The organism is Pseudoalteromonas sp. L21, assembly GCF_021728035.1.
In the GTDB taxonomy this organism is placed as follows: domain Bacteria; phylum Pseudomonadota; class Gammaproteobacteria; order Enterobacterales; family Alteromonadaceae; genus Pseudoalteromonas; species Pseudoalteromonas arabiensis.
Genome location: NZ_JAKKCV010000006.1, coordinates 78,230 through 98,288 on the forward strand (window position 1 = coordinate 78,230; position 20,059 = coordinate 98,288).

Sequence of the window (20,059 nt, forward strand, 5' to 3'; positions counted from 1 at the left end):
GCATTATTTTGTTAGCTGTCTCATAGTTGACACACGCTGTTTAGTAATTAGGTATGATAGTAATAACTTTTACCTAATCAACTAAACAGCGTGTCATCCTCTCAAAACCTCATTAACAAAGCGCTATTAGTGCTAGGCATTTTTCTGATTGCGGCTTGCCTACGCGCGCCGATTACTGGCATTGCTCCCGTACTCGAACAAATTATTGAGCAGTTTCACTTAACGGCTTCTCAAGCGGGTATGCTGACTACATTACCACTCATCGCCTTTGCGGTTGCTTCTCCGATGGCTGCTGGGCTTGCAAAAAAATGTGGCCTTGAGCTGTCGTTGTTTATTGCCCTGCTCTTGATAGGCGCAGGCGTGATGTCACGCATCGTAGATTCTGCCAATATTTTGTTTATAGGCACTGCAGTCATTGGGGTCGGTATTGCAATTGGTAATGTTTTGTTGCCAAGCCTGATTAAACGTGACTTTCCGCATAAAGTTGCAGTGATGACATCAAGCTACGTGTTGGCAATGGGCATATTTGGGGGCAGCTACTCAACACTTATCATTCCACTTGCAGAGTATAAAGAACTAGGCTGGCAGATAGCACTGGCAAGTTACGCGCTGTTAGTTTTACTTGCTGTGCTAGCTTGGTTACCGCAACTTAGACAGCACACCATGCCCAAAGAAACATCAATATCGAACGCGACACAAAATAGAGTCTGGCATTCGTCATTGGCATGGCAAATAACGCTTTTACTCGGCTTTAACTCGTTTTTCACTTATATCATGCTTGGCTGGTTACCGAGTATTTTGGTTGAAGGTGGCCATAGTGCGCAACATGCAGGCGCACTACAAGGGGCTTTCCAAGCCGCTTCTGCGCTGCCAGGTGTTGTACTTATTCCGTTACTTGCAAAGTTAAAAGATCAACGCGTCCTTACGCTAAGCCTTGCCCTATTAGGCGCACTTTGCTCATTCGGGTTACTCACTGCACCTAGCTTTGCCTTGCTTTGGTCTATTACTTTAGGCTTTTGTTCAGGTGCCTGTTTTATTTTGGGTTTATCGTTTGTCAGCTTGCGTACACATAATGCACTACAAGCAGCGGCACTCTCTGGGATGGCACAATGTATCGGTTATTTATTAGCAGCAACAGGGCCTATTGTTGCAGGCGCATTACATAGCTACTTTAATAGTTGGGCCGGCGCACTTTGGCTGTGTATTGCATCAAGCCTGCTGTGTGCTTTGTTTGGTTACTTAAGTGGCCGAAATATCACTATCGGCCAACAGTAAAAATGAAACCGCAGCTATTTAGGTGTGGTTTTAAAGGCGCTTATATTACTAAGGTTATCTAGCCAAGGCTTGTGTGAGCGATACCAAATATGGGCTTTTGGAATAAGCTCATCAGCTTGCTCTACTGCACCGAGTCGTAAGCCATAAACACGTTCGCCTTCGCCCACTGAAGTAGCGTACAAGGCCGTACCACAGTTAGCACAAAACCCTTGTGCTCGCTGATTGCCACTTTCAGCAATTTTTATATATTCTTTTGGTGCAGCTGCGGTGAAAGTCACCGCATCAGGTTTAGAGACAACCACAGTACGAAAAGGCGCACCCGAGATAATTTGACAGTCAGTGCAGTGACAGTTTATCACTTTATTTTCATCAACTTCAGCACGGTATGTAACTTCACCGCAATGACAACGACCGGTTATGTGCATATTAAACTCCCTCTTTATTTACTGGATATCGATTAGCCAGCTTGATGCTATTTAAATCATTAAAACGCACTCCGTACTGTTTCATAACAGGACGTATTTTTTTACTAATTAACTGGCGAATATAAAAGGGTTGATTGGGCACAAAATGATGAATAGTGTGAGTGCGCCCAAAGTCAAAGCAAAACAATTGAAATGGTAAAAACCAACGGCTACTTATAACATGTGTTTGCTCAAGTACATTATTAACTCCACCATAGTAATGCATAGAAGAGGTAACAAGGTTAAGTGATATTGAGCGAATGATATTTGGCAATATAAGAACAACCATGAGAAATTCAGCACCAGCAAGCAAGTGAGCGCCCCATGTTGGTAAGGCAAAAGGGCTAAAAAACTGCACACCATAATAACCAACCAAACCATATAAAATAGCAAAGTATGCTGTCGCGATCGGAAACCCAGCATTAAATACTCGAAAAAACTTAAAGCCTCTAATTTCTTTACTAAAGCGTTGACTATTAATTAGCAAACCAAGTAGCCCGTCACTGATCACAACCGCTCTTAAAAAGGGGTTTTTGATACCATTGCCAACAAGACGCTCTTCTAAATCTTGCTCGGTTCCTGAAACTTTGTGATGGTGTAAGTGAATTTTACGCCGATACCAAGGATTTACTGTATTTGGGCGCATTAGCCACACTGTTAACATCATAAAATTATGTATAAGCGGCTGTTTGCTAAAGTATTGCTTGTGAATGAGATCGTGCTCAAGTTCATGGGATATTGAGGTGATAAAAGCGGCTAAAATAATGCATAACCAAGCGGGGATGAATGCGTAATAATAAAGTAGCGCAACACCAACTAGAGCAGATAATGATAAAAATAAAATACCTAGCGCAATGCCATTTTGCTTTTGCAACACTGGATACCGTGCTCTAAGTTGCTGCTCTTCAACTTTTATAGCAGCAACAATCGCTTGAATATTTTGCTTTGCGGTTAATTTTGACATACATCAATGTGCTCTTTTCGTAATGGCAAAATCATACCGCGAATCATCAATGCTCTCTAGCTAATTGTGTTAAAAATGCTTGTATTTCATCGCCTGGAAGAGGCTTTGAAAAATAATAACCTTGAATAAAGTCACACCCTGCCTCTTTCAAAACTGCCAACTGTTGTTGCAATTCAACACCTTCAGCAACCACTTTAATACCAAGTACTTGGCTCATTTGTATTATCGACTTAACCAATGCTTCATCACCTGAGTTAGTATGTATTTCGTCAATGAATGATTTATCAAGCTTTAACACATCAACAGGAAAACGACGTAAATAACTCAACGACGAGTAACCAGTCCCAAAGTCATCCAAAGAGATTAAACAGCCAGCAGATTTAAGCTGAGTTAATACTTCAAGGTGGTTTGTGTTTTCTGGAGCAAGCACGCTTTCAGTTAATTCAAAAGAAATTTGTGACGGATTGACGTTCTGTTCAGTAATGATCTCAAGCCATGCGTTACGGTGCGGATTAAACTCAGTAAACTCAAACAACGAGCGATTTACGTTGAATACAAATTGATTATAGCCTTGTGCTTCTAGGTATTTTATTTGTTGGCACGTTTTTCGAAGAACAAGCTCACCTAACTCAATGATCACACGAGACTCTTCAGCTAATGGGATAAACACGGCGGGTGATACCCACTGCCCATGATTGCTCCAGCGAACTAGACTTTCAAACTTTGCAACCGTGTTGCTTTGAACATCGATAATAGGTTGAAAGTGGACTTCTAACTCATCATTCTTAACAGCTTGAGTTAATTGCTCCACCAGTAAGTTGTGCTTTTTTACTTTATCATCCATTTCCTTGCAAAAGTGCAAGAACGGCGCACCAACTTGCTTGGCGTTTAACGTGGCCAACTCTGCCTGCCTCACTAACCGGCGAGCGATTTTTTCAACTCTGTCTTGTGATGATATTGATTTTGCTTGCTGATACGTACTCACTCCCAGCGTCACCGAAACTTGTTGGCTAATCCCACCGATTAAAAAAGGCTCCACTAACAAGGCTGAAACCTGCTTGCATACAAGCTCTAACTCACTTACTTGCTGATAAGTTTGCAGTACGGCAAAACTATCACCATCAATACGTGAAAAAGCACATTCTTTAAAGCTGCTTTCCAATCGCTCGGCTAGCTGGCACAACACCTTATCACCAAAGCTCAAGCCATAAACCGTATTAATATCTTGAAACTTATCTACATCAAAATAAATAACCGCTAAATTAGTACTCTCTTCATCTTGATAAGACAGCGAAAAAACTAACTCGGATATACGCTCTTTGAAATAGAAGCGATTTGTTAGGCCGGTTAATTGATCATGGTTAGCATGAAAATAGATTTTTTGTTCTGCTTCTTTCTTCTCGGTAATGTCGAGAATAAATGCGACATAACAAATTTCACCATTCGTTTGCATTTGAGTGATTGATAAAAACTGAGTGTAAAGAGTGCCCTGCTTCGTTTTGTTTGTTATCTCCCCTGACCACTTACCTTTTTTATCTATTTGATGCCACATAGCGCGATAAAAATGCTGATCATGTTGGTTAGAGCTTAATATTTTCGGGTTTTGCCCTAGTACTTCGTCAGGGGGATACCCTGTCATTTTTGTAAAGGCAGTATTTACGTAAGTGATCTCGACATTTTTATTGCAAATAAAGATTGCTTCATGGCTTTGTTCTATAAGTTGATTTGCAAAATCTAACTTAGCAATAAAGCGATCTTTATCTATTTCACGTTGAATTAAACCTGTGAATAAAGAGAAAAAGGACTCAACCTGAAGCGCATCACCTATCTCATGCTGAAAAAGAGCCACTAAAATCGTGTCGGTTTTACCTGATAGACTTTGTAATGGCACACCAACATAGGCTTCAATTCCCATGTCTACGAGTAGGCGATCATCTGGAAACAATGCTTGCACACCTGAGCTGTAGCTTGAAATGCCGCCACACATAACATCATTACATGGAGTACAGCGAATATCATAGCTAATGTTATCCACTATTTCGTCATACGCAGCCAGTGCAATTGTTGATGCATGCATTGTTGATTCATCAACTTGGGCTAAAAAAACATGAGATGCACCAAGTACTTCCGACAGTGACAGGCATATTGCATTATAAAAGTTCTCACTTTTAAGGTTAGATATACTTTCTACGATACGTTTTAAATCGTATGCTCCCACGCTTTGCCACCCTATCGACTTTGTGCACTAAGTGATTGACTTCACTTAAACTTCAGGCTGCAAATTGTAATATAAGATGAGTATAAACACCATGCTACCCTAGTCTAAAACGATTACTTTGCATACAAATAAGCACACTTATTTTAAGGTTATTTAAATACCAAGCACCGTTTACATTTATTCGTTTATAAATAGAACAAAAGGAGCTCAAATAATTAGCTGGTAGGCTCTGAAGCTATCGAAAGGCACAAATAGGCTTGCACTGTAGTTTCTTACTAGCATAAAAAAACCCTAACCAGTTGGCTAGGGTTCAAAAGTGGTACCAGTAGGCGGACTTTTACTTGCTTTAGTGCCTCGCCCCGCGTGGCGCTCAAGTCCGCAAACTACTCTTTCAGGCATAAAAAACCCTAACCAATTGGCTAGGGTTCAAAAGTGGTACCAGTAGGCGGACTTTTACTTGCTTTAGTGCCTCGCCCCGCGTGGCGCTCAAGTCCGTAATACTTTTGTAAAGGCATAAAAAAACCCCAGCAAAACTGCTGAGGTCATAAAAGTGGTACCAGTAGGCGGACTTGAACCGCCACGCCCGAAGGCAACGGATTTTGAATTTGTGTAACAGCATAGATAAAAATTTAAATCATTGATATTTATATATTTACCTTTTTGTAACTGTGACAAAATGTTGTCACAATGGCAAAAAATCGTCACAGTTTTTACTATAACTCACTTAAAATTTGTAGTCATTCAATAGGTATTGATAGCTCTTTTTACTCGTCCTTAACTACCATAAAGTCCCCTAAATTTTAGTTCTTAGAGTCTTTGAAGCATTCTGAACAAGTCAGTAAAATTTAATCAGTAGCACCCTTTTAAAAGTTAATGGGCAACAACATCACTTAATTACAAAACCCAACAATGGAACGAAAAAACCATGCGCTCAAAATTATATTGAAAATGTTTTTTAAGTGAACAGCACCACACTAACTTTGCTTTGAGTTCATGAGGAACTTTGACAACTTTTGATAAGACTCATCAGACTTTTCTGTAAACTGTTCCACTTTTTCCATTTGCTCAACTATTAACTCATTGTTCATTTCAGACAGAACTTTAAAAATATTCGAAATGACTTTTTGCTTAGGTTGGGCATCCGTATCTTTTAACCCAATAATTCTTCCAAATTGACGCGCACCCGAAACTGATTTAAATACAGTCGCATCCTGTACATATTTATAAAGCTCTGTCAAAAGCTTATACTTTTCAGGCTGTTTATTTTTTAGCTCATTTAAAAGTTCAGGAGTTGTTTCTCGGCTTTTCTTTTTAACTGAAAAATCTTTCTGAAGAATAGTCTCTAAACTATTACCTTCGATTAGTTCGCCCCTTATAAAGTCTATAGCATTAAAAAATTCCTTATCAGTTAAATCCTCTCGTATAAGTAACATTTTTAATACTGCTTGACGTTCTTTCTTATTCATAACCAATTGCCTCTAAAAACTCATTTGCAACATCAGAAAACTCGGATACAACATAGTCACGAGCATAGTTTGTTTGGAAAATAGGCTTACCATCTCGAGAGCCTGCAGGATAAGAGTCAGAGTGGTGTGCGGCACTCTCAAAAACTTCCCAGCCAAAATTTCTCGCCAACTCTCTAACATTCCGCATAGATTGTTGTTGCTCTGGAGGTGTACCTGATCTTCGTAAACCGTTAAAAATAATCCCCCCCATATCAAGTTTTTGATCATGATGTAACAATTTAAACTCTTCAATAGACCGAGCTAGCAAAGGTAAACCAATAGTTGCTAAATATTCAGGTTTCACGGGAACAAACACATAACGGCTGGAACGGTATGCTGCTGCTGTCAGAATAGATTCCGTGGGTGCACAATCGATCAGAATTAAATCATATTTATGCGCTACTTTTGACAAGAAGCGAGGAAGCAAGTGAGACTTATCTGTTGGGTTTTTAAGTGTCCATGCTAACTCGAGCCTCGATGGTATAAGATCGATTAAACTCCCATCATTCCAACGCTTTAAGTTGTAGATAACTTCCTCAGGTTCTAATTCACGTGGAGCGCCGACAAGACGTGAAGGAGCGGAAAATTGCTCGAAGATATCTACCACAGTACGATTTTCATTTTCTAAATATTCGATATATCCCTCAGCCCCCATAAAGTATTGGCTCAAATTAGACTGAGGGTCTAGGTCGATAGCAAGAACTTTCAGGTTTTTCATCCAAGCACAATGCCATGCTAGATTAAAAGTTAAGGTAGTCTTGCCTACCCCACCTTTCATGTTAATCATAGATACAACTTTAGTCATTTATGTCACCTTAGTCTCTAATATAATTTTATTTCAACATAACAACGATAAGTTCTCTGCTATGATCAGCCGAAGACACCTAACGTCCTGTTAGATGATGCAACGTAATACAAAATCCGCCGCATGCCACCTTAAACATTAAAAAAACAATGCACAGTGTAAATACCACGCGTTGCGAATCTATCTTAAAGCGTATGTTAAACATGTTTTCGTGAAAAGTGTTCAACAACCTTCATTCCTACAACTGTATTTTTGTGGTCAAAGAACCCTAGATATTTCTTAAGGTCTGATGTACCACTCCTACTAAGTATTAGTTTATTAACCATAGAGCGAATGCCAAACTGGTTTACCAGTGTGTTTAGTGGCTGTCCTTTTACAGCAACCTTAAGTACACCAATACCTGCTGTGAATGTTGGAGCGTTCGAGTCTAAAGAACCAATTGTCGAATCAACGTATAATGAAATAGATTGAAGGATTTTGGAAAACTTATTCATGTCTTTGTAGCTACCATCGCTTAATGCTTGCTGATAGCAATTTAACCAATCTCTTAGCTCTTGGTATTCACCTCTTAATTGAAGAGCTACCTTAATCATATCACTCGCAGAATTCGACTCTTGTATGACTCTGATAGGTAATGGAAGCATATTTACATTTAATGCATACATCTCACTACTTGCATTATGTAATAAAGCTATAGATGCTCTTTTCTCTGAGACTAGTCGGTTTAATCTTAGCACTGCATCTTCATTTGAAACCATTATGCCAGCATCAGTAAAAAGGCGCTTCCTCACTGGATGCGGGGTATATCCTTTTTCATAGACAAAACCTCTAGCCAGCATCCCAGCACCACCCCATAAAGTTTGGGATAAGTAACCATGTGGAGCATATCTATTTTGAAGAAAACCTAAACGATTTTCTTCATGATCTTTTCTTAAATCTGATGTCAGACTCAAACGTTCAATAAATTCTTCCCGTGGTCCTTGTAATTTTTTATAATCTACCAGAAAAGGATAAGGTCGGATGACGCCTTGAGTTACAGCTTCTTTAAATGGATTACCTTCATGATTCCAAGCATGAATAAATTTTTCTTCAACTAAAATCTGATCACGCAAAATTATATCAGTAACCAAATCAAAAAGTGCTTCCGTATTAATAATGGCACTCAAGCTATCCTCATAAGAATAACTGTCATTATCTTTATTAATTACTACATAATGCGATTTACTTTCGTCAATGCCATAGCTTAATAATTCACCAACATTTTGCAATGACCAATTATCAGAAATTACACTTTGACTCATTTATGATCCTTTAAAACTGAACTAGATAAAATCGTTTAACAAGACTGAAGCTAGCCTGTTTAAAGCTTTCTTAGCACACAGTAGCTCTTTATTCTAATTTTTATAACTACTAGAATCCCTAACTAGTTGCTAATTGTAATGAAATTAAATTAAACGGTAGCTTGAAAAGAGTGAATAGACCTTTTTAATAAACATGAAAGCAACATAAACTAACGCCCCAAAAACAAGGTAACAAGTAACCTTTCATTGCTAATAGCAGAGCATCAGAGTAATTGCATTAACGTATCTCGGGGCAATTTTGAGTTAGAGATATAGCATTGCTCTAAATCAAAAACAGCCCGTCGACACCATAGTAACTTATTAGTCTTAATTAAATTGTTTTAAACGTGTTTATCAATCCATTCCCAAATGTTCTTAGGAAGCCAACCCGCGTAGCCTCTAGTGACTTTAATAACTAGCAAATCGTCATTATTATCAAGATGCTTTCGAAGCCTATCCGATAGCTGATCTGCAGTCTCTGAACTCGAAATAAGCCATGTAGAGTCTAGAGGGTGACACCAACCTGACGACGCTTTTATCTCTTCGTAAAGCGCATTGTAATTTTGACCCGCTCTATTTAAATCATAAGAAACGCAATAAACTGCCATTAAAACTCTCCCTCAAGTAAAACTATGCAAGCACAATTACCCACACAAAAGATGTGGAGATAATTTCATCAATTTCAAGAGGTGAAATATAAAAATATAATTAAAAAACTTAAAGCTTGGTCTTAAATCACAAAAATGCGGCTTAAACACACTAAGATATCTAATTGTCGCAATATTAGGAATTAGATATAACAATGCTTATTAAAACTATATTATTTAGTTTTCTATGTACCTAGCGCTTTAAATAAAAAATCCTTAAAAACATTATTCCTCAGCTAAAATATAAATAAACTTTATCAAGGGTAAGCTTTTTATGATTAAAACATGACTAAATAATAGCTGCATATAAAACAGAACTTACTGGAACAGTAACCTGATTTGAACACAAAAAAAGCCCACTGATGTGGGCTTTGGTAAGGACACTAACTAACGAGAATTTGATTACCAACTTTTTGTAATTGCTGAGAAGAGTTTTGCTCAAATCTAAACTGACAGTCACCGACTGAAAAATGGGTAACTGTCAGATCTAGTGCAAACTATTTCTTATTTGAAGTGTTTCTTATTTGAAGTGTATTTTCTTTTCAAAATTTCTTTGTTCAGATAATAAACCGCAGCGAATAAGATGATTGTTGCAACACCTACCCAAAATGGTATCCACCACACTCCTTCACTAACCTAAAAATCTGTATTATCACTGATACCTGCATCATCAAATCCCCAGTCCGTCGCACCATGGTCGTCATCAAACGTTATGATCCCGCCTTCATCCGATAACATGAAGCTATGGTCTGAGTGGACTACATGACACTCATCGGTACTCGATATTGAATCTGACAAAGCTAAGTTGTCATTAATATCTATTAACGATACAGGCTCTATGAGGGGCTCTGAAATATCACTTTCATCTGAAAGCACGCAAGCAGTTGCTGCAGCCATATCTATCTGCGCTGAGAGGGTCAAAGGATTGGTCAGTATGTCATCACATACATCTGTTTGGGTTATTTGTGTGTCTATATCTTCTTCTATAAATGGCTCTACAGAACAATGGCCGAATAGTTTTAAACTTAGTAACTCTGTCATAATTGCACCTTAAATTTCGTTTTGGCGCTATTTGACTTTAAGAATTTAAAACTCATTTGCAAACATATTTTTATAAAAACTTTTATGGACTAAAAAGTTTTCAAAGATAAAAAGTGTTGACTGCTTTTATCTATGGCTTTGCTTCTCGTGCAGCGCTAAACACCAGCCTGTTTACGGTTTAATCACAGCTAATGCTGTGCAGGCAAACCATCTTATCTATCTCATAATTCGTTATCCTTGGCTCTTTGTAGAGCTTGTTTATCAATAAAAGCAAAGATACTCGTCCCGCTACAATTCGAGATTCTGTATCTGTTTTTTGTCAACGAGATAATCGTACACGCATTACCAAAGATTAATAAAAGTAGATTATGCAGAAAGTGTTCTGCTGTTAATTACAAAGCGAAGCGTCATCTCGCATCAAAGCAACCGCTTTGACTGCAACAAAAAGCAGTTGTGAAACAACTCAATAAATCGCGTAGTAAGAATAATTGCGAAGCCAATTTTCGAGCGCAGCAGCGCATGTCCGACTGTGGCGGACTAACCCCGCTTTTGTTTTTGTGGAGCAAAAATTTACTGTGAAATAGCGAAGCAATGAAACGGTAAACCTAAAAGTGAGGACACGAACGACTGCCAGCTTTACAAGCAACAAGATTTATCAATGCGCAGCCTGGCATGGCAAAAGGGGGGTTAGTGCGGCGCAAGCCGGACATGCGCTAAGCGTCAACCCTAGAAGCGAACGCTTCGTAGAGCCAGCTCGTTGACGAATGTCAACATGAGAGCTGGCGTGGGTTGTAAGCGTTTAATCGCAAAGTAAAACTTTGTGATTAATGAAGTGAAACTTCATATTTAGTTTATCAATAAGTAGTTTAATTAGGTTTAGTGAAGTGAATGCTTCTCCTAATGAAAAACCGATAATTCATCGCTAAGTTAGCAAAATTCGTATCACTCAAACCTTCATATCTCCAAGTAAACAAATCACGATGGAGATAAAAATGACGATAGATAAAGATACTTCTGGTATTACCAACAGTAATGTATACCTGCCCTACTTTGACATCGATATGCATTACAAAAAATATAAAAACCGACGACAACAAGGCCAGGCAAAACTAGAGTGGACAATAAAACATGCAATGCGGTTTGGATTTGTATCAGCGATTGTGTGTGCAGAAGTATGGCAAACAAGTAGAGCAAAGACGTTAGAGTTTTTAAACAAACTCGTCGGTATGGGATTACTTCAAGCAGCTAAAACAATTCGTGCGGCAGATGGGCGCATCTATGTATTATCATACGCAGGCGCACAATATGCACGTGAGTTATCACAAATCGATTTCCCTTTTCGCTCAACATCAGAGCCAATACACCAATTGAATCAAAACTCAATTATGCATGACAGCATTTTAAGCTTAGTTCTTGCGCTTGGTATTCAAAATAGTAATACAGACGGTACACCTAATCCGCTATGGAAAGCCTATTTGACTGAGTTGGAGTTTAAACGTCTGTTCCCATCAAATGATGTAAAAAACGTTGATGCGCTAGTATTGCTAAACAATAACGAAGTCGCTGCAATTGAAATAGAGCACTCATTCAAGCGAAAACAACAGCATGAACAAAGTATTTTAAAATTTAAAAGCGCACTCTTTGGTGAGCAGAAATTATATGACAAAGTCTTTCTCATCGTAGCATCAACAAAAATTCAGCAAGACACCCAACGCTTCTATAAGCAACTACTCAATGAAATGCCAACACGGTATGACAAGAAAACAAAGTTGCCACTGCTGACGGAGGCAGAAGCTGAGATACTTAAAGAACAAATAATAATTAGAACAAAGTTTATTAACTTGATTGATGAAAAGTTTTATTGAAACTCAATAAGACGTTATTTTGAATCATATGGATGCGCTTATTTTAAGTGATTAAATTTTCAAATAAAACATAAAGCAATCAGCTTTTACACACTTACCTTGATGTAGTGCAACAAATGATATTTTATCTAACTCGTCTCAGTCTGAGAGTGAGTTAACGAAACTGCTTTAAAGATTTGTTTTGAGAAGATAAACGGACAGTGAAAAAGTTAAACTAATTATAGCCTTATCGAGTAATAACTCAACTTAGTACGATAATATTATCAATTGTTATTTTGGTGCAAAATAACAACTTAACTACTAGCAAACTTAATTATTTATTTACAAAAGTAATTATCGATGAAATTATAGGCGTTTGTGATATACGCCGCTTTGATGTGCTAAAAACCACTAAAATGGTGTTCGATAAGCTGTAAAGCCTTAGGAAAGATATGGAAGATAAAAACTACTCCTCTGATTCACCCATACACGAGAAAGAACAGGATAGATTTTCTCGTTGGAGCTTTTCCGAGAGGGTTGCTCAAGTTATATCAAAGCGAAGTGACCCAAGCAGTATAGTTATTGGACTCTATGGGATATGGGGTGACGGTAAAACATCCGTGCTCAATTTTATTGAAAAATCACTGGATTCTGATGAAAACGTAATATGTATTAAGTTTAACCCTTGGCGCTTTGGTGCAGAGGAAGAACTGCTAACAGGGTTCTTTTTTGATATAGCTGAAGCTCTAGATGCACAATTAATAAAAACTGGAGATAAACTTAAGGATTTTGTTAAAAAAGCGGCTCCTGGTGCTGGTGCACTTATGGGGGCGAAGGGGGCTGGAGATGCTTTTGGTGCTTTCATCTCAGGGCCTGATATAAATGAGCTTAAGAAAAGAATAGAAAATGAGTTAGAAACAGCTCAGAGGCGAGTTCTTATATTAATCGACGATGTAGATAGGCTAGAAAAAACAGAAATTCATGCACTGTTTAGACTTGTTAAGCTAACTGCTGATTTTAAATATACATCATATATCTTAGCATTTGATAAAGATGTTGTCGCTGCATCCTTGCAGGATCGCTACTCTAGTACTGCTGAGAATGCTGGAGAGGCATTTCTAGAAAAAATTATCCAGGTTCCTTTGCATTTGCCTGCCGTTGAAAAGCATGTCCTTCGAGAATTTTGTTTTCAAGGAGTAGATGAAGCAATAAATATTGCGGGGGTCACACTCTCAAAGCAGCAAGTTCAAGAGTTTGTTCGTGACTTTAGCTCTGCATTCGATGATTGCTTAACCACACCAAGAAAAGCCAAGCTATATGGGAATACATTAATGTTCTCTTTGCCTATCTTGCAAGGAGAAGTAAACCCTGTTGATTTGATGCTTTTAGAAGGTATTAGGGTCTTTTGCCCTTCACTGTATGAGGTGCTAAGGGTAAATAAATCTCTATTTACAGGTGCTTTACGAGATAACTATTACTCGAATAATGATAATGCAAAAGATCATATAAAAAACCTTGTAAATGATGCCCTTGATGTCGGCAATAACATCAATAAAGCAGGTTTTATTGAGTTGCTAAAAAACATGTTTCCTAAACTTCAATCCGTCTACGGAAACATGAATTATGGATCAGATTGGTATGAGAAATGGAATAATGGTCAAAGAATTTGCTCTGAAAATTATTACTCAAGATATTTTACTTATGCTATTCCAAGAGGTGATATATCAGATCAAACAATCCAAGCCTTGTCTTACGAAAGTGAGAACTGGGGTTTGGAACTAGATAGAGAAAGCAACCCTCTGAATGAAATTCTAACACCAACTTCATCGGAAACATTAATTAAAAAATTGAGACAAAAATCAGGTGAAATTAGCGCTGCTGCCTCAATTGCACTTGCTGTAGCGATAACACAAAAGAGTGATGAGATTTCAAACCCAGAGGTTTTGTATAGTTGGACGACTCCTTTTTCCCAAGCAGCTATGCTGGTTAGCGAGCTGATCCAAAATGTTCCAAAACCAAATCGAGATTACTTGGCAAAAAAATGCATCGATGTTGCACCTGAACTTGAGTTCAAGCTTGAAATATTTAGATGGTTAAAGCGAGAGGATGAAAACAAACCTGAAAAAGAAGCGTTTTCTGAAGTAAGCATAAATGAAATTGGGAAACATTTGGGAAAAGTAATAGCTGATAAGCTTAAAGACCAAGAAGACATTACACTATTAGCGCCTACATCGGTACCAACAATATTTTATACATTGAATAAGTTTGTTGAGAAAGGTTACGTTAATGATTACGTGGATGAATTGATTTTAAAGGACCCAGAATCTCTAATTAGAATAATCGATTCGTATGTACCAACAGCTTGGGGAATGGAGTCCGGTGTTTCTCACAAGTCGAATTTTGAAAGGGAGCAATATAACAGCTTAGTTGGTGGGCTAGACGCCTCAAAAGTTTTAAGTGCAATCGAAACAAACTTCCCCCAAGCAATGAGAGTCTCTGATGACTTCCCCAGATTATACGATGATTCAGAAAAAGGTCTTCTATTCTTGAAGCAATTTGTATGGTTGCATCAATTCGTTCTACGTGAATCAGAAGATACTGAGAATTAGAGTGACGAGAAGGCCTAATAAGGCGCTGCTACGGAAAACTTACTCGCTGATACTCCTAAATTTCCGCAGAGCGCGACGTTATAAATACTAAAGGAGTTCAGGTGATAAAAGAAACTCGATTAACCAATATATTATTCATGTTGATATTATGCTTATGTATGTTTTTTATAGGTCTTCATATTGGCGGCTTAGATGTATTGCAATTATCAGCTAAGGATTTTTTGACACCCTCTGTGGGATTATCCGCAGCTATACTCGCAGCTGTTATGGCAAATAGAACCATTAAAAATAATAGGCGCAGTGAAGTATTGAAAAACACCTTAGATGCTTTGAATAGTGATTTACTCAAAGGTCAAAACCGTACTGATCTTGAAAAAGCTTGCTCAATACTCAATAAGAAAATTCAGAGTGAAAGTAGTTTCAAAGCTCTTGCTCGCTTGCGCCCAGCAGCCAGTAGGTTTGTAGAGGAGTTTCGCGAAAATAATGAAACTGATTATCAACGAATCATCGACTGTTTAAATTACATTGATCGTTTATGCTTAGGCATGGATACTGGTATATATGATAAAAAAATGATTAATCAGTTTCTTGGTGAGTCAGTATTTAGTACTTGGTGGGCAAGTATGATACTAATTCGTGAACGTGAAATGAGATACCTAGATGATACAGAGTCGGACAACAAACTAACCCCGCATTTTGGTTCCCCTTATAGGAATTTACATGCATGGGTCGATAAGGTTGCTAAAGAACAAAACTTGAATGGTTTAGATTATGCGTTAGTTCGCCTTGAAACAGGCTATAAGAGTAGACCGGAATTTAGAGAGTTAGAAAAGTCACTATCGTAGTTATAACAACCTGTTGAGAAATAATTCTAAACACGTGGTAGCTTCGTTATTGCGTCTCTCATACCTTTACAGGACTTTAAGTTCTTATACTTACATGTAACCAAGGAGTAATTCGTGTCAAATATTTCCCAAGTAAGAGGAGCCTTATTAGAAGAGGCAATTCTTTACTTATTAGAGAAAGTTGGATATGAAATTCTAACTGACTCTAGAGCATATAATAGCCAAGAGTTACGTGGTGGACATTCCGGCTTGGAAGTTAGAGGAAGAGGCTCTTGGCATCAAATTGACGCTTTAGCGTTATTTCCTGCATCTCCAGCTTTTATGTACCCACTTAGATTGATGGTAGAAGCAAAATGCTATCGAGAAAACAGACCTGTTGGTATTGACGTAGCACGTAATTCTGTCGGTGTACTCAAAGATATTTCGGAGAATTACTTCACTGTTCAACGAAGAGCTGGGCAGCATCTTCAAGTACCAAGTTTTAATTATCACTCTGCAATATTTTCTACATCTGGTTATACAGCGGGAGCTGTTGAATATGCTTTAGCTCATCAAATATTTTTGATCCAATACAATAATATTTCGGTAATACGCCCCCTTATCAGAGCTATAATGCAGTTTGGCCCTGAGTGCTTAACAAGCTTAGGAAAACGGTCTGTCAAAGAAGTCAGAAGAAGATATAGAAATGCAATTAGAGATAGCTACTATGAAATGGACATAAGCAGCTATCTAACCGAAGCAGGTGTTGAATTAATAAATGGTTCTTTAGTTGAAACTCTACAGCAGATTCAAGGCTCTTACTTCGGTATGCTTCAGGGACGCTGGCCTTTACATTTTCTGACCCACCAACAGCTCCCGCCACATGCATTTGAAACAGACGTAGTGCAATGCAAAGTAGTTGGATATCAAACTGGAAACTGGAAGTTTACACCACTGTATTTTCAACCAGGTGAGCCTGGTTGGTTCGAGTTAGAGTTTGATCTCCCTGAGCAAATAGCTTCCCTTGTTGCAAGGCAGTGGGATAGTCGAGAAGCAGTTGCAAACATAAAGAAACAACATTTTTCCTTTATTCAGCTTTCCGGAATTATTGGTGGAATACGAAGGAGCGTGAAGTTAGAGCTTAACAATAAATGGATTGAAGATTACATTCACAGCCTTCAACTACGAACCTAACATGTAAATCAAGGTGGAGACTACGGCTCAATTGATTTAGATGTTAGGCCGTAGAAATTTTTATGCGAAATCCCCCAATATAGCCGATGTTCTAAAACGTTTGTGTATAGAGATGGGTTACAAATACAACTTAAATTCAACATTAGAGTGTAATTGTGCTCCTTTTTGATTTGTTCTCATAAAATATATTTGCTAGTTGGTAATGTAAATTAAATTAGGCATTACTCCAAACGAGTGCTTTGATCGATATTTCCATATTGTTTTCATAAACACTCAAGGTTTATTGTGCATGCTATATAGAATATTATTTACTTGTAGTTAAACGGCCACGGTGCAAACTTCATCATTCATCAGCAGCACTTCATAGTCCTCAGGTCTTTCAGGGAAATCAGATCTAAGCGCCCTCATGTATGATACTTCAACACCAGCAGTATCATTGATCTTCTGAGTAGATGGCAGATTAAGTTTTGTTAAACCATATTCAGGTGCTGGCTTAGAGTTGTAAGATACTAAGAAAGCTATCGGATAGTATTTTAGAATATCTCCTGCAACTCTAAAGCTAGGGTTGATAATATTCATAGATCCAATAGAGCGAAGCATTTTTATAGGTTTGTATGGATAAAGCCAATAATAAATATCGAAACCCTCAGGTAGTGGCGCGGCTTCATTAAGTACAAACTCGGATAACATAGAGTAACGGTTACTAAGTGGCTTATCAGAATTTGTTTCTTCTACGCTATTAGCCGCCAACAAATGACCAACGACGGCTTTAGCTAGCTTTAAGGTTCTATATGGTCGGTAGGTAATTTTATTAAATACGTGCCCAAAAGTTAGGTGATTAAGATGCTTAGCAATATCGTTGCTGAAATTAATTAGCTCTCTGTCATATTTGCTTCCAAGAAGGCTATTACATTTGGCGCAAACAGTTCTAAAATGTATTCCGCCTTGCGAACGGTTTCCTTTGGGTTTATCCGGTGCATCTAAGTACTCAGTAACTCTAACTATTACTTTATCTTCAATGTTACCGCAGCCTTGAGGTACTACATGTTCTCTGGTCAGTTTTCCGTATTCACGACAAATTGTACAGTAGCCATGTGTTTTGCCCCGAGTCATAACTTTTTTTTGTAATCGCTGTGAAAACTTTCCCATAATTCTCTCCTTATAGAATTTACTGCTCGGAGTTTAATATAAACTAGCTTTAAATACCGTAATTTAAACCGCACTTAATAAAGCATATAAGGTTGATTCTAACGCTTTAGATTTTCATTTATTGATCAGTGTTTACGGTAGTGTGTTTTATTTATCTAATAGCATTGTAACCACCACACATTACATAAAGCTGCCCTTTTAATAAATATGTTTCTGTACAACAATGAGTTGTTAAGGGGAATCCTTTCTGTTGATAAAAGGGCATTAAAACTAATCTTGAATATTAATAAAGCGCCCACTGGGCGCTGAGTATTACAAGTACTTTTCTCTTAAGCTCAATTCTACATAACCTAAAATTTCTGCAAATATGAATGCGATAATAAGTCGTGCATATCCATCGATACCCGAGAATAAGTAACTTGATGCAGCTTTGTAGATGGAAAAATAGTCCACGACCCAAAATCCAACCGCAATAACTACAGATATATAAATTACATTCACAATAACTCGAACTAAATCTAGAACGAACTTTAAGCATAATGTCTTCACACAGTTTCTCCTGTTTTATGTACTGTGCAAATACATAAGTTTGATCGATGAGAAATCTAAAGAGAAAAGCAGACACACTGTGCCTGCTTCTCTGTTTTATTGCTCTGCCATTCATCTGAGTTTGCTGCAACGCATTCGTGCAACTCACACAGCTAACTCTCCCTACAGTTAACTCTTATCGCAAACCGCTTATATATGCGAGCTGACTTCCTAAAGAAGCCAAATCTAGGTCCTCCGCCAGGGTGCGGTGGTAACGACATTTGCTAAGTGATGATTGAGCGTCCTGCTTTTTTCTGTATGTCTCACACTATTAAGTAAGAAATAAACAAGCAAAATAAGTGTGTTTATTACCAGTTTAGTAAAGTGAATTTTGGTTTACTATCTTACTAGCGCCGCTATTTTTTAATTGAGAAAGCATGCCATGAATAGTAGAAATGACATTGATATTGCTCAATGGCCGTATAGTGAAATCATGCTGTGATTGCGATGTGTTATAGTTAATTACTAGCAAAAGTAGCGAGATATATTTTTTTCTCGCTTTGAATAGGAGAAGTACTATGAACTTTCAGATTGAATACTTATCTTTTCTGGTCCCCCTATCAATTATGATTGGCGGCGCTATTTGGGTATATCTAGATAATAAAAAAGCGAATACCAACGAATAGCGTCATCGCAAGTAAGTGCATGACGCTATCTGGTAGTAATATGTTCAAGAAAAAGCGACTCTTTCGAGTCGCTTCAATTAACCATCATTTTCAATGATTGTGTTCCAATGCCACTGCGCTAATTCGAAGAACAAATCAGGCGGCAGTAAAAAGAACTGTTCAAATTCATCAGCCCAGAGCTCGCAGAAATCTTTTATTTGGTCGATGTAAGTGATAAGTATGCGATACATACCACTTCCTTCAAGATACTGACTTTCAAGGCTATGCTCTCGAGCAATTGATTTACTAACACTGACCCCGACGACTTTTCCAACATCATCACGATGGACGTATATGTATTGTGAAAAGTCTAACTCAAGCCTGTCTTCGTTAGTGACACTTGCAAGCCAAAGGCTCGTCGATGCGTCTTGAAAAGGTGACTTAGATTCTCTTGTGTACTTTCTGACAATTTGAAGTTTTGTTTGGCTCATGTTTATCTCCTATATGTACTTAAAGATAAACATGTTCACTGCAAGCGAATTAATACGAGTTATCGAAGTCAAACTCTAACTGACGTTCATCAACAAACCCTTCACTATCACCAACATCATTACTCATTAATAAGTTTGTGTTGCTACAAAGCAGTAATAATAGTGACTTTAGAAGAGATAACTGTTCATAGCTAAAACTAATTTTGTAGCTACTCGAAAAGCAGTGAAATAACAGTTTCTCTATATCAAAATTATCTTTTGTAAAGTTTAAATCATAAATAGCGTCATACTCTTGATAAAGGCACTGACTAACATTCTCTAAAAAATCGGCCGCTACAGCTGCATTGAACTTCTCATTTTCCATTGTGTTTGCTCCGTGTGATTTGAATTACAAATAAAAAGCGGCAGACAATGCAAATTTTGCATAAGTAGCTCGCATTTATTTTCGAAGACAAACTTTTTGGAGATGAATATGACTAACTCAAACGTTGTGGAA

General features: G+C 37.9%; 16 protein-coding genes. 5 read left to right on the forward strand and 11 right to left on the reverse strand.

Features of this window, described 5'->3' with window-relative positions:
- The first annotated feature begins 129 nt into the window (after positions 1–129).
- On the forward strand, positions 130–1,275 hold the full coding sequence (locus L3V41_RS16780; protein ID WP_237128129.1) for an MFS transporter: 1,146 nt from the start codon (positions 130–132) through the stop codon (positions 1,273–1,275).
- A gap of 14 nt (positions 1,276–1,289) precedes the next feature.
- On the opposite strand, the gene L3V41_RS16785 is transcribed toward L3V41_RS16780, so the two are convergent.
- The 8 genes from L3V41_RS16785 to L3V41_RS16820 all read right to left on the reverse strand — a co-directional run bounded on the left by L3V41_RS16785 (position 1,290) and on the right by L3V41_RS16820 (position 10,259).
- Positions 1,290–1,700 (reverse strand): GFA family protein, encoded by a 411-nt coding sequence (locus L3V41_RS16785; protein ID WP_062570150.1) that lies wholly within the window; start codon positions 1,698–1,700, stop codon positions 1,290–1,292.
- Position 1,701: 1 nt separating this feature from the next.
- Positions 1,702–2,703, reverse strand: a complete 1,002-nt coding sequence (locus L3V41_RS16790; protein ID WP_237128130.1) for a fatty acid desaturase — start codon at positions 2,701–2,703, stop codon at positions 1,702–1,704.
- A 46-nt stretch (positions 2,704–2,749) separates the two neighbouring features.
- Complete coding sequence (locus L3V41_RS16795) at positions 2,750–4,921, reverse strand: GGDEF domain-containing phosphodiesterase (protein WP_237128131.1); 2,172 nt, start codon at positions 4,919–4,921, stop codon at positions 2,750–2,752.
- A 974-nt stretch (positions 4,922–5,895) separates the two neighbouring features.
- Positions 5,896–6,387 carry a hypothetical protein gene (locus L3V41_RS16800; protein ID WP_237128132.1) on the reverse strand — a complete coding sequence of 164 codons (492 nt, stop codon included), beginning with the start codon at positions 6,385–6,387 and terminating at the stop codon, positions 5,896–5,898.
- Positions 6,380–7,231 carry a ParA family protein gene (locus L3V41_RS16805; protein ID WP_237128133.1) on the reverse strand — a complete coding sequence of 284 codons (852 nt, stop codon included), beginning with the start codon at positions 7,229–7,231 and terminating at the stop codon, positions 6,380–6,382. Before L3V41_RS16805 ends, L3V41_RS16800 begins: the two co-directional genes overlap by 8 nt.
- A gap of 197 nt (positions 7,232–7,428) precedes the next feature.
- Entirely contained in the window at positions 7,429–8,532 is a 1,104-nt protein-coding gene (locus L3V41_RS16810; protein ID WP_237128134.1) for a hypothetical protein, read from the reverse strand.
- A 380-nt stretch (positions 8,533–8,912) separates the two neighbouring features.
- Entirely contained in the window at positions 8,913–9,179 is a 267-nt protein-coding gene (locus L3V41_RS16815) for a hypothetical protein (RefSeq protein ID WP_237128135.1), read from the reverse strand.
- 675 nt (positions 9,180–9,854) lie between these two features.
- Positions 9,855–10,259: a hypothetical protein gene (locus L3V41_RS16820; RefSeq protein WP_237128136.1), complete on the reverse strand. Its 405-nt coding sequence runs from the start codon at positions 10,257–10,259 to the stop codon at positions 9,855–9,857.
- A gap of 992 nt (positions 10,260–11,251) precedes the next feature.
- Between L3V41_RS16820 and L3V41_RS16825 the strand changes: the two genes are divergently transcribed.
- The 4 genes from L3V41_RS16825 (at position 11,252) to L3V41_RS16840 (ending at position 16,730) form a co-directional block, all read left to right on the forward strand.
- The gene (locus tag L3V41_RS16825) at positions 11,252–12,124 is read left to right on the forward strand and encodes a hypothetical protein (protein WP_237128137.1); all 873 of its coding nucleotides are present in this window, start codon (positions 11,252–11,254) and stop codon (positions 12,122–12,124) included.
- Positions 12,125–12,555: 431 nt separating this feature from the next.
- A complete protein-coding gene (locus L3V41_RS16830) occupies positions 12,556–14,712 on the forward strand; it encodes a P-loop NTPase fold protein (RefSeq protein ID WP_237128138.1) in 2,157 nt (718 codons plus the stop codon).
- A gap of 101 nt (positions 14,713–14,813) precedes the next feature.
- Positions 14,814–15,557 (forward strand): DUF4760 domain-containing protein, encoded by a 744-nt coding sequence (locus L3V41_RS16835; protein WP_237128139.1) that lies wholly within the window; start codon positions 14,814–14,816, stop codon positions 15,555–15,557.
- Positions 15,558–15,671: 114 nt separating this feature from the next.
- The gene (locus L3V41_RS16840) at positions 15,672–16,730 is read left to right on the forward strand and encodes a hypothetical protein (RefSeq protein WP_237128140.1); all 1,059 of its coding nucleotides are present in this window, start codon (positions 15,672–15,674) and stop codon (positions 16,728–16,730) included.
- A 318-nt stretch (positions 16,731–17,048) separates the two neighbouring features.
- On the opposite strand, the gene L3V41_RS16845 is transcribed toward L3V41_RS16840, so the two are convergent.
- From L3V41_RS16845 to L3V41_RS16855, 3 genes are all read right to left on the reverse strand, one after another.
- On the reverse strand, positions 17,049–17,879 hold the full coding sequence (locus L3V41_RS16845; protein WP_237128141.1) for an HNH endonuclease: 831 nt from the start codon (positions 17,877–17,879) through the stop codon (positions 17,049–17,051).
- 1,291 nt (positions 17,880–19,170) lie between these two features.
- Entirely contained in the window at positions 19,171–19,563 is a 393-nt protein-coding gene (locus L3V41_RS16850) for a hypothetical protein (protein WP_237128142.1), read from the reverse strand.
- 49 nt (positions 19,564–19,612) lie between these two features.
- Positions 19,613–19,927, reverse strand: coding sequence for a hypothetical protein (locus tag L3V41_RS16855; protein ID WP_237128143.1), 315 nt, complete (start codon positions 19,925–19,927; stop codon positions 19,613–19,615).
- Positions 19,928–20,059: the final 132 nt, after the last annotated feature.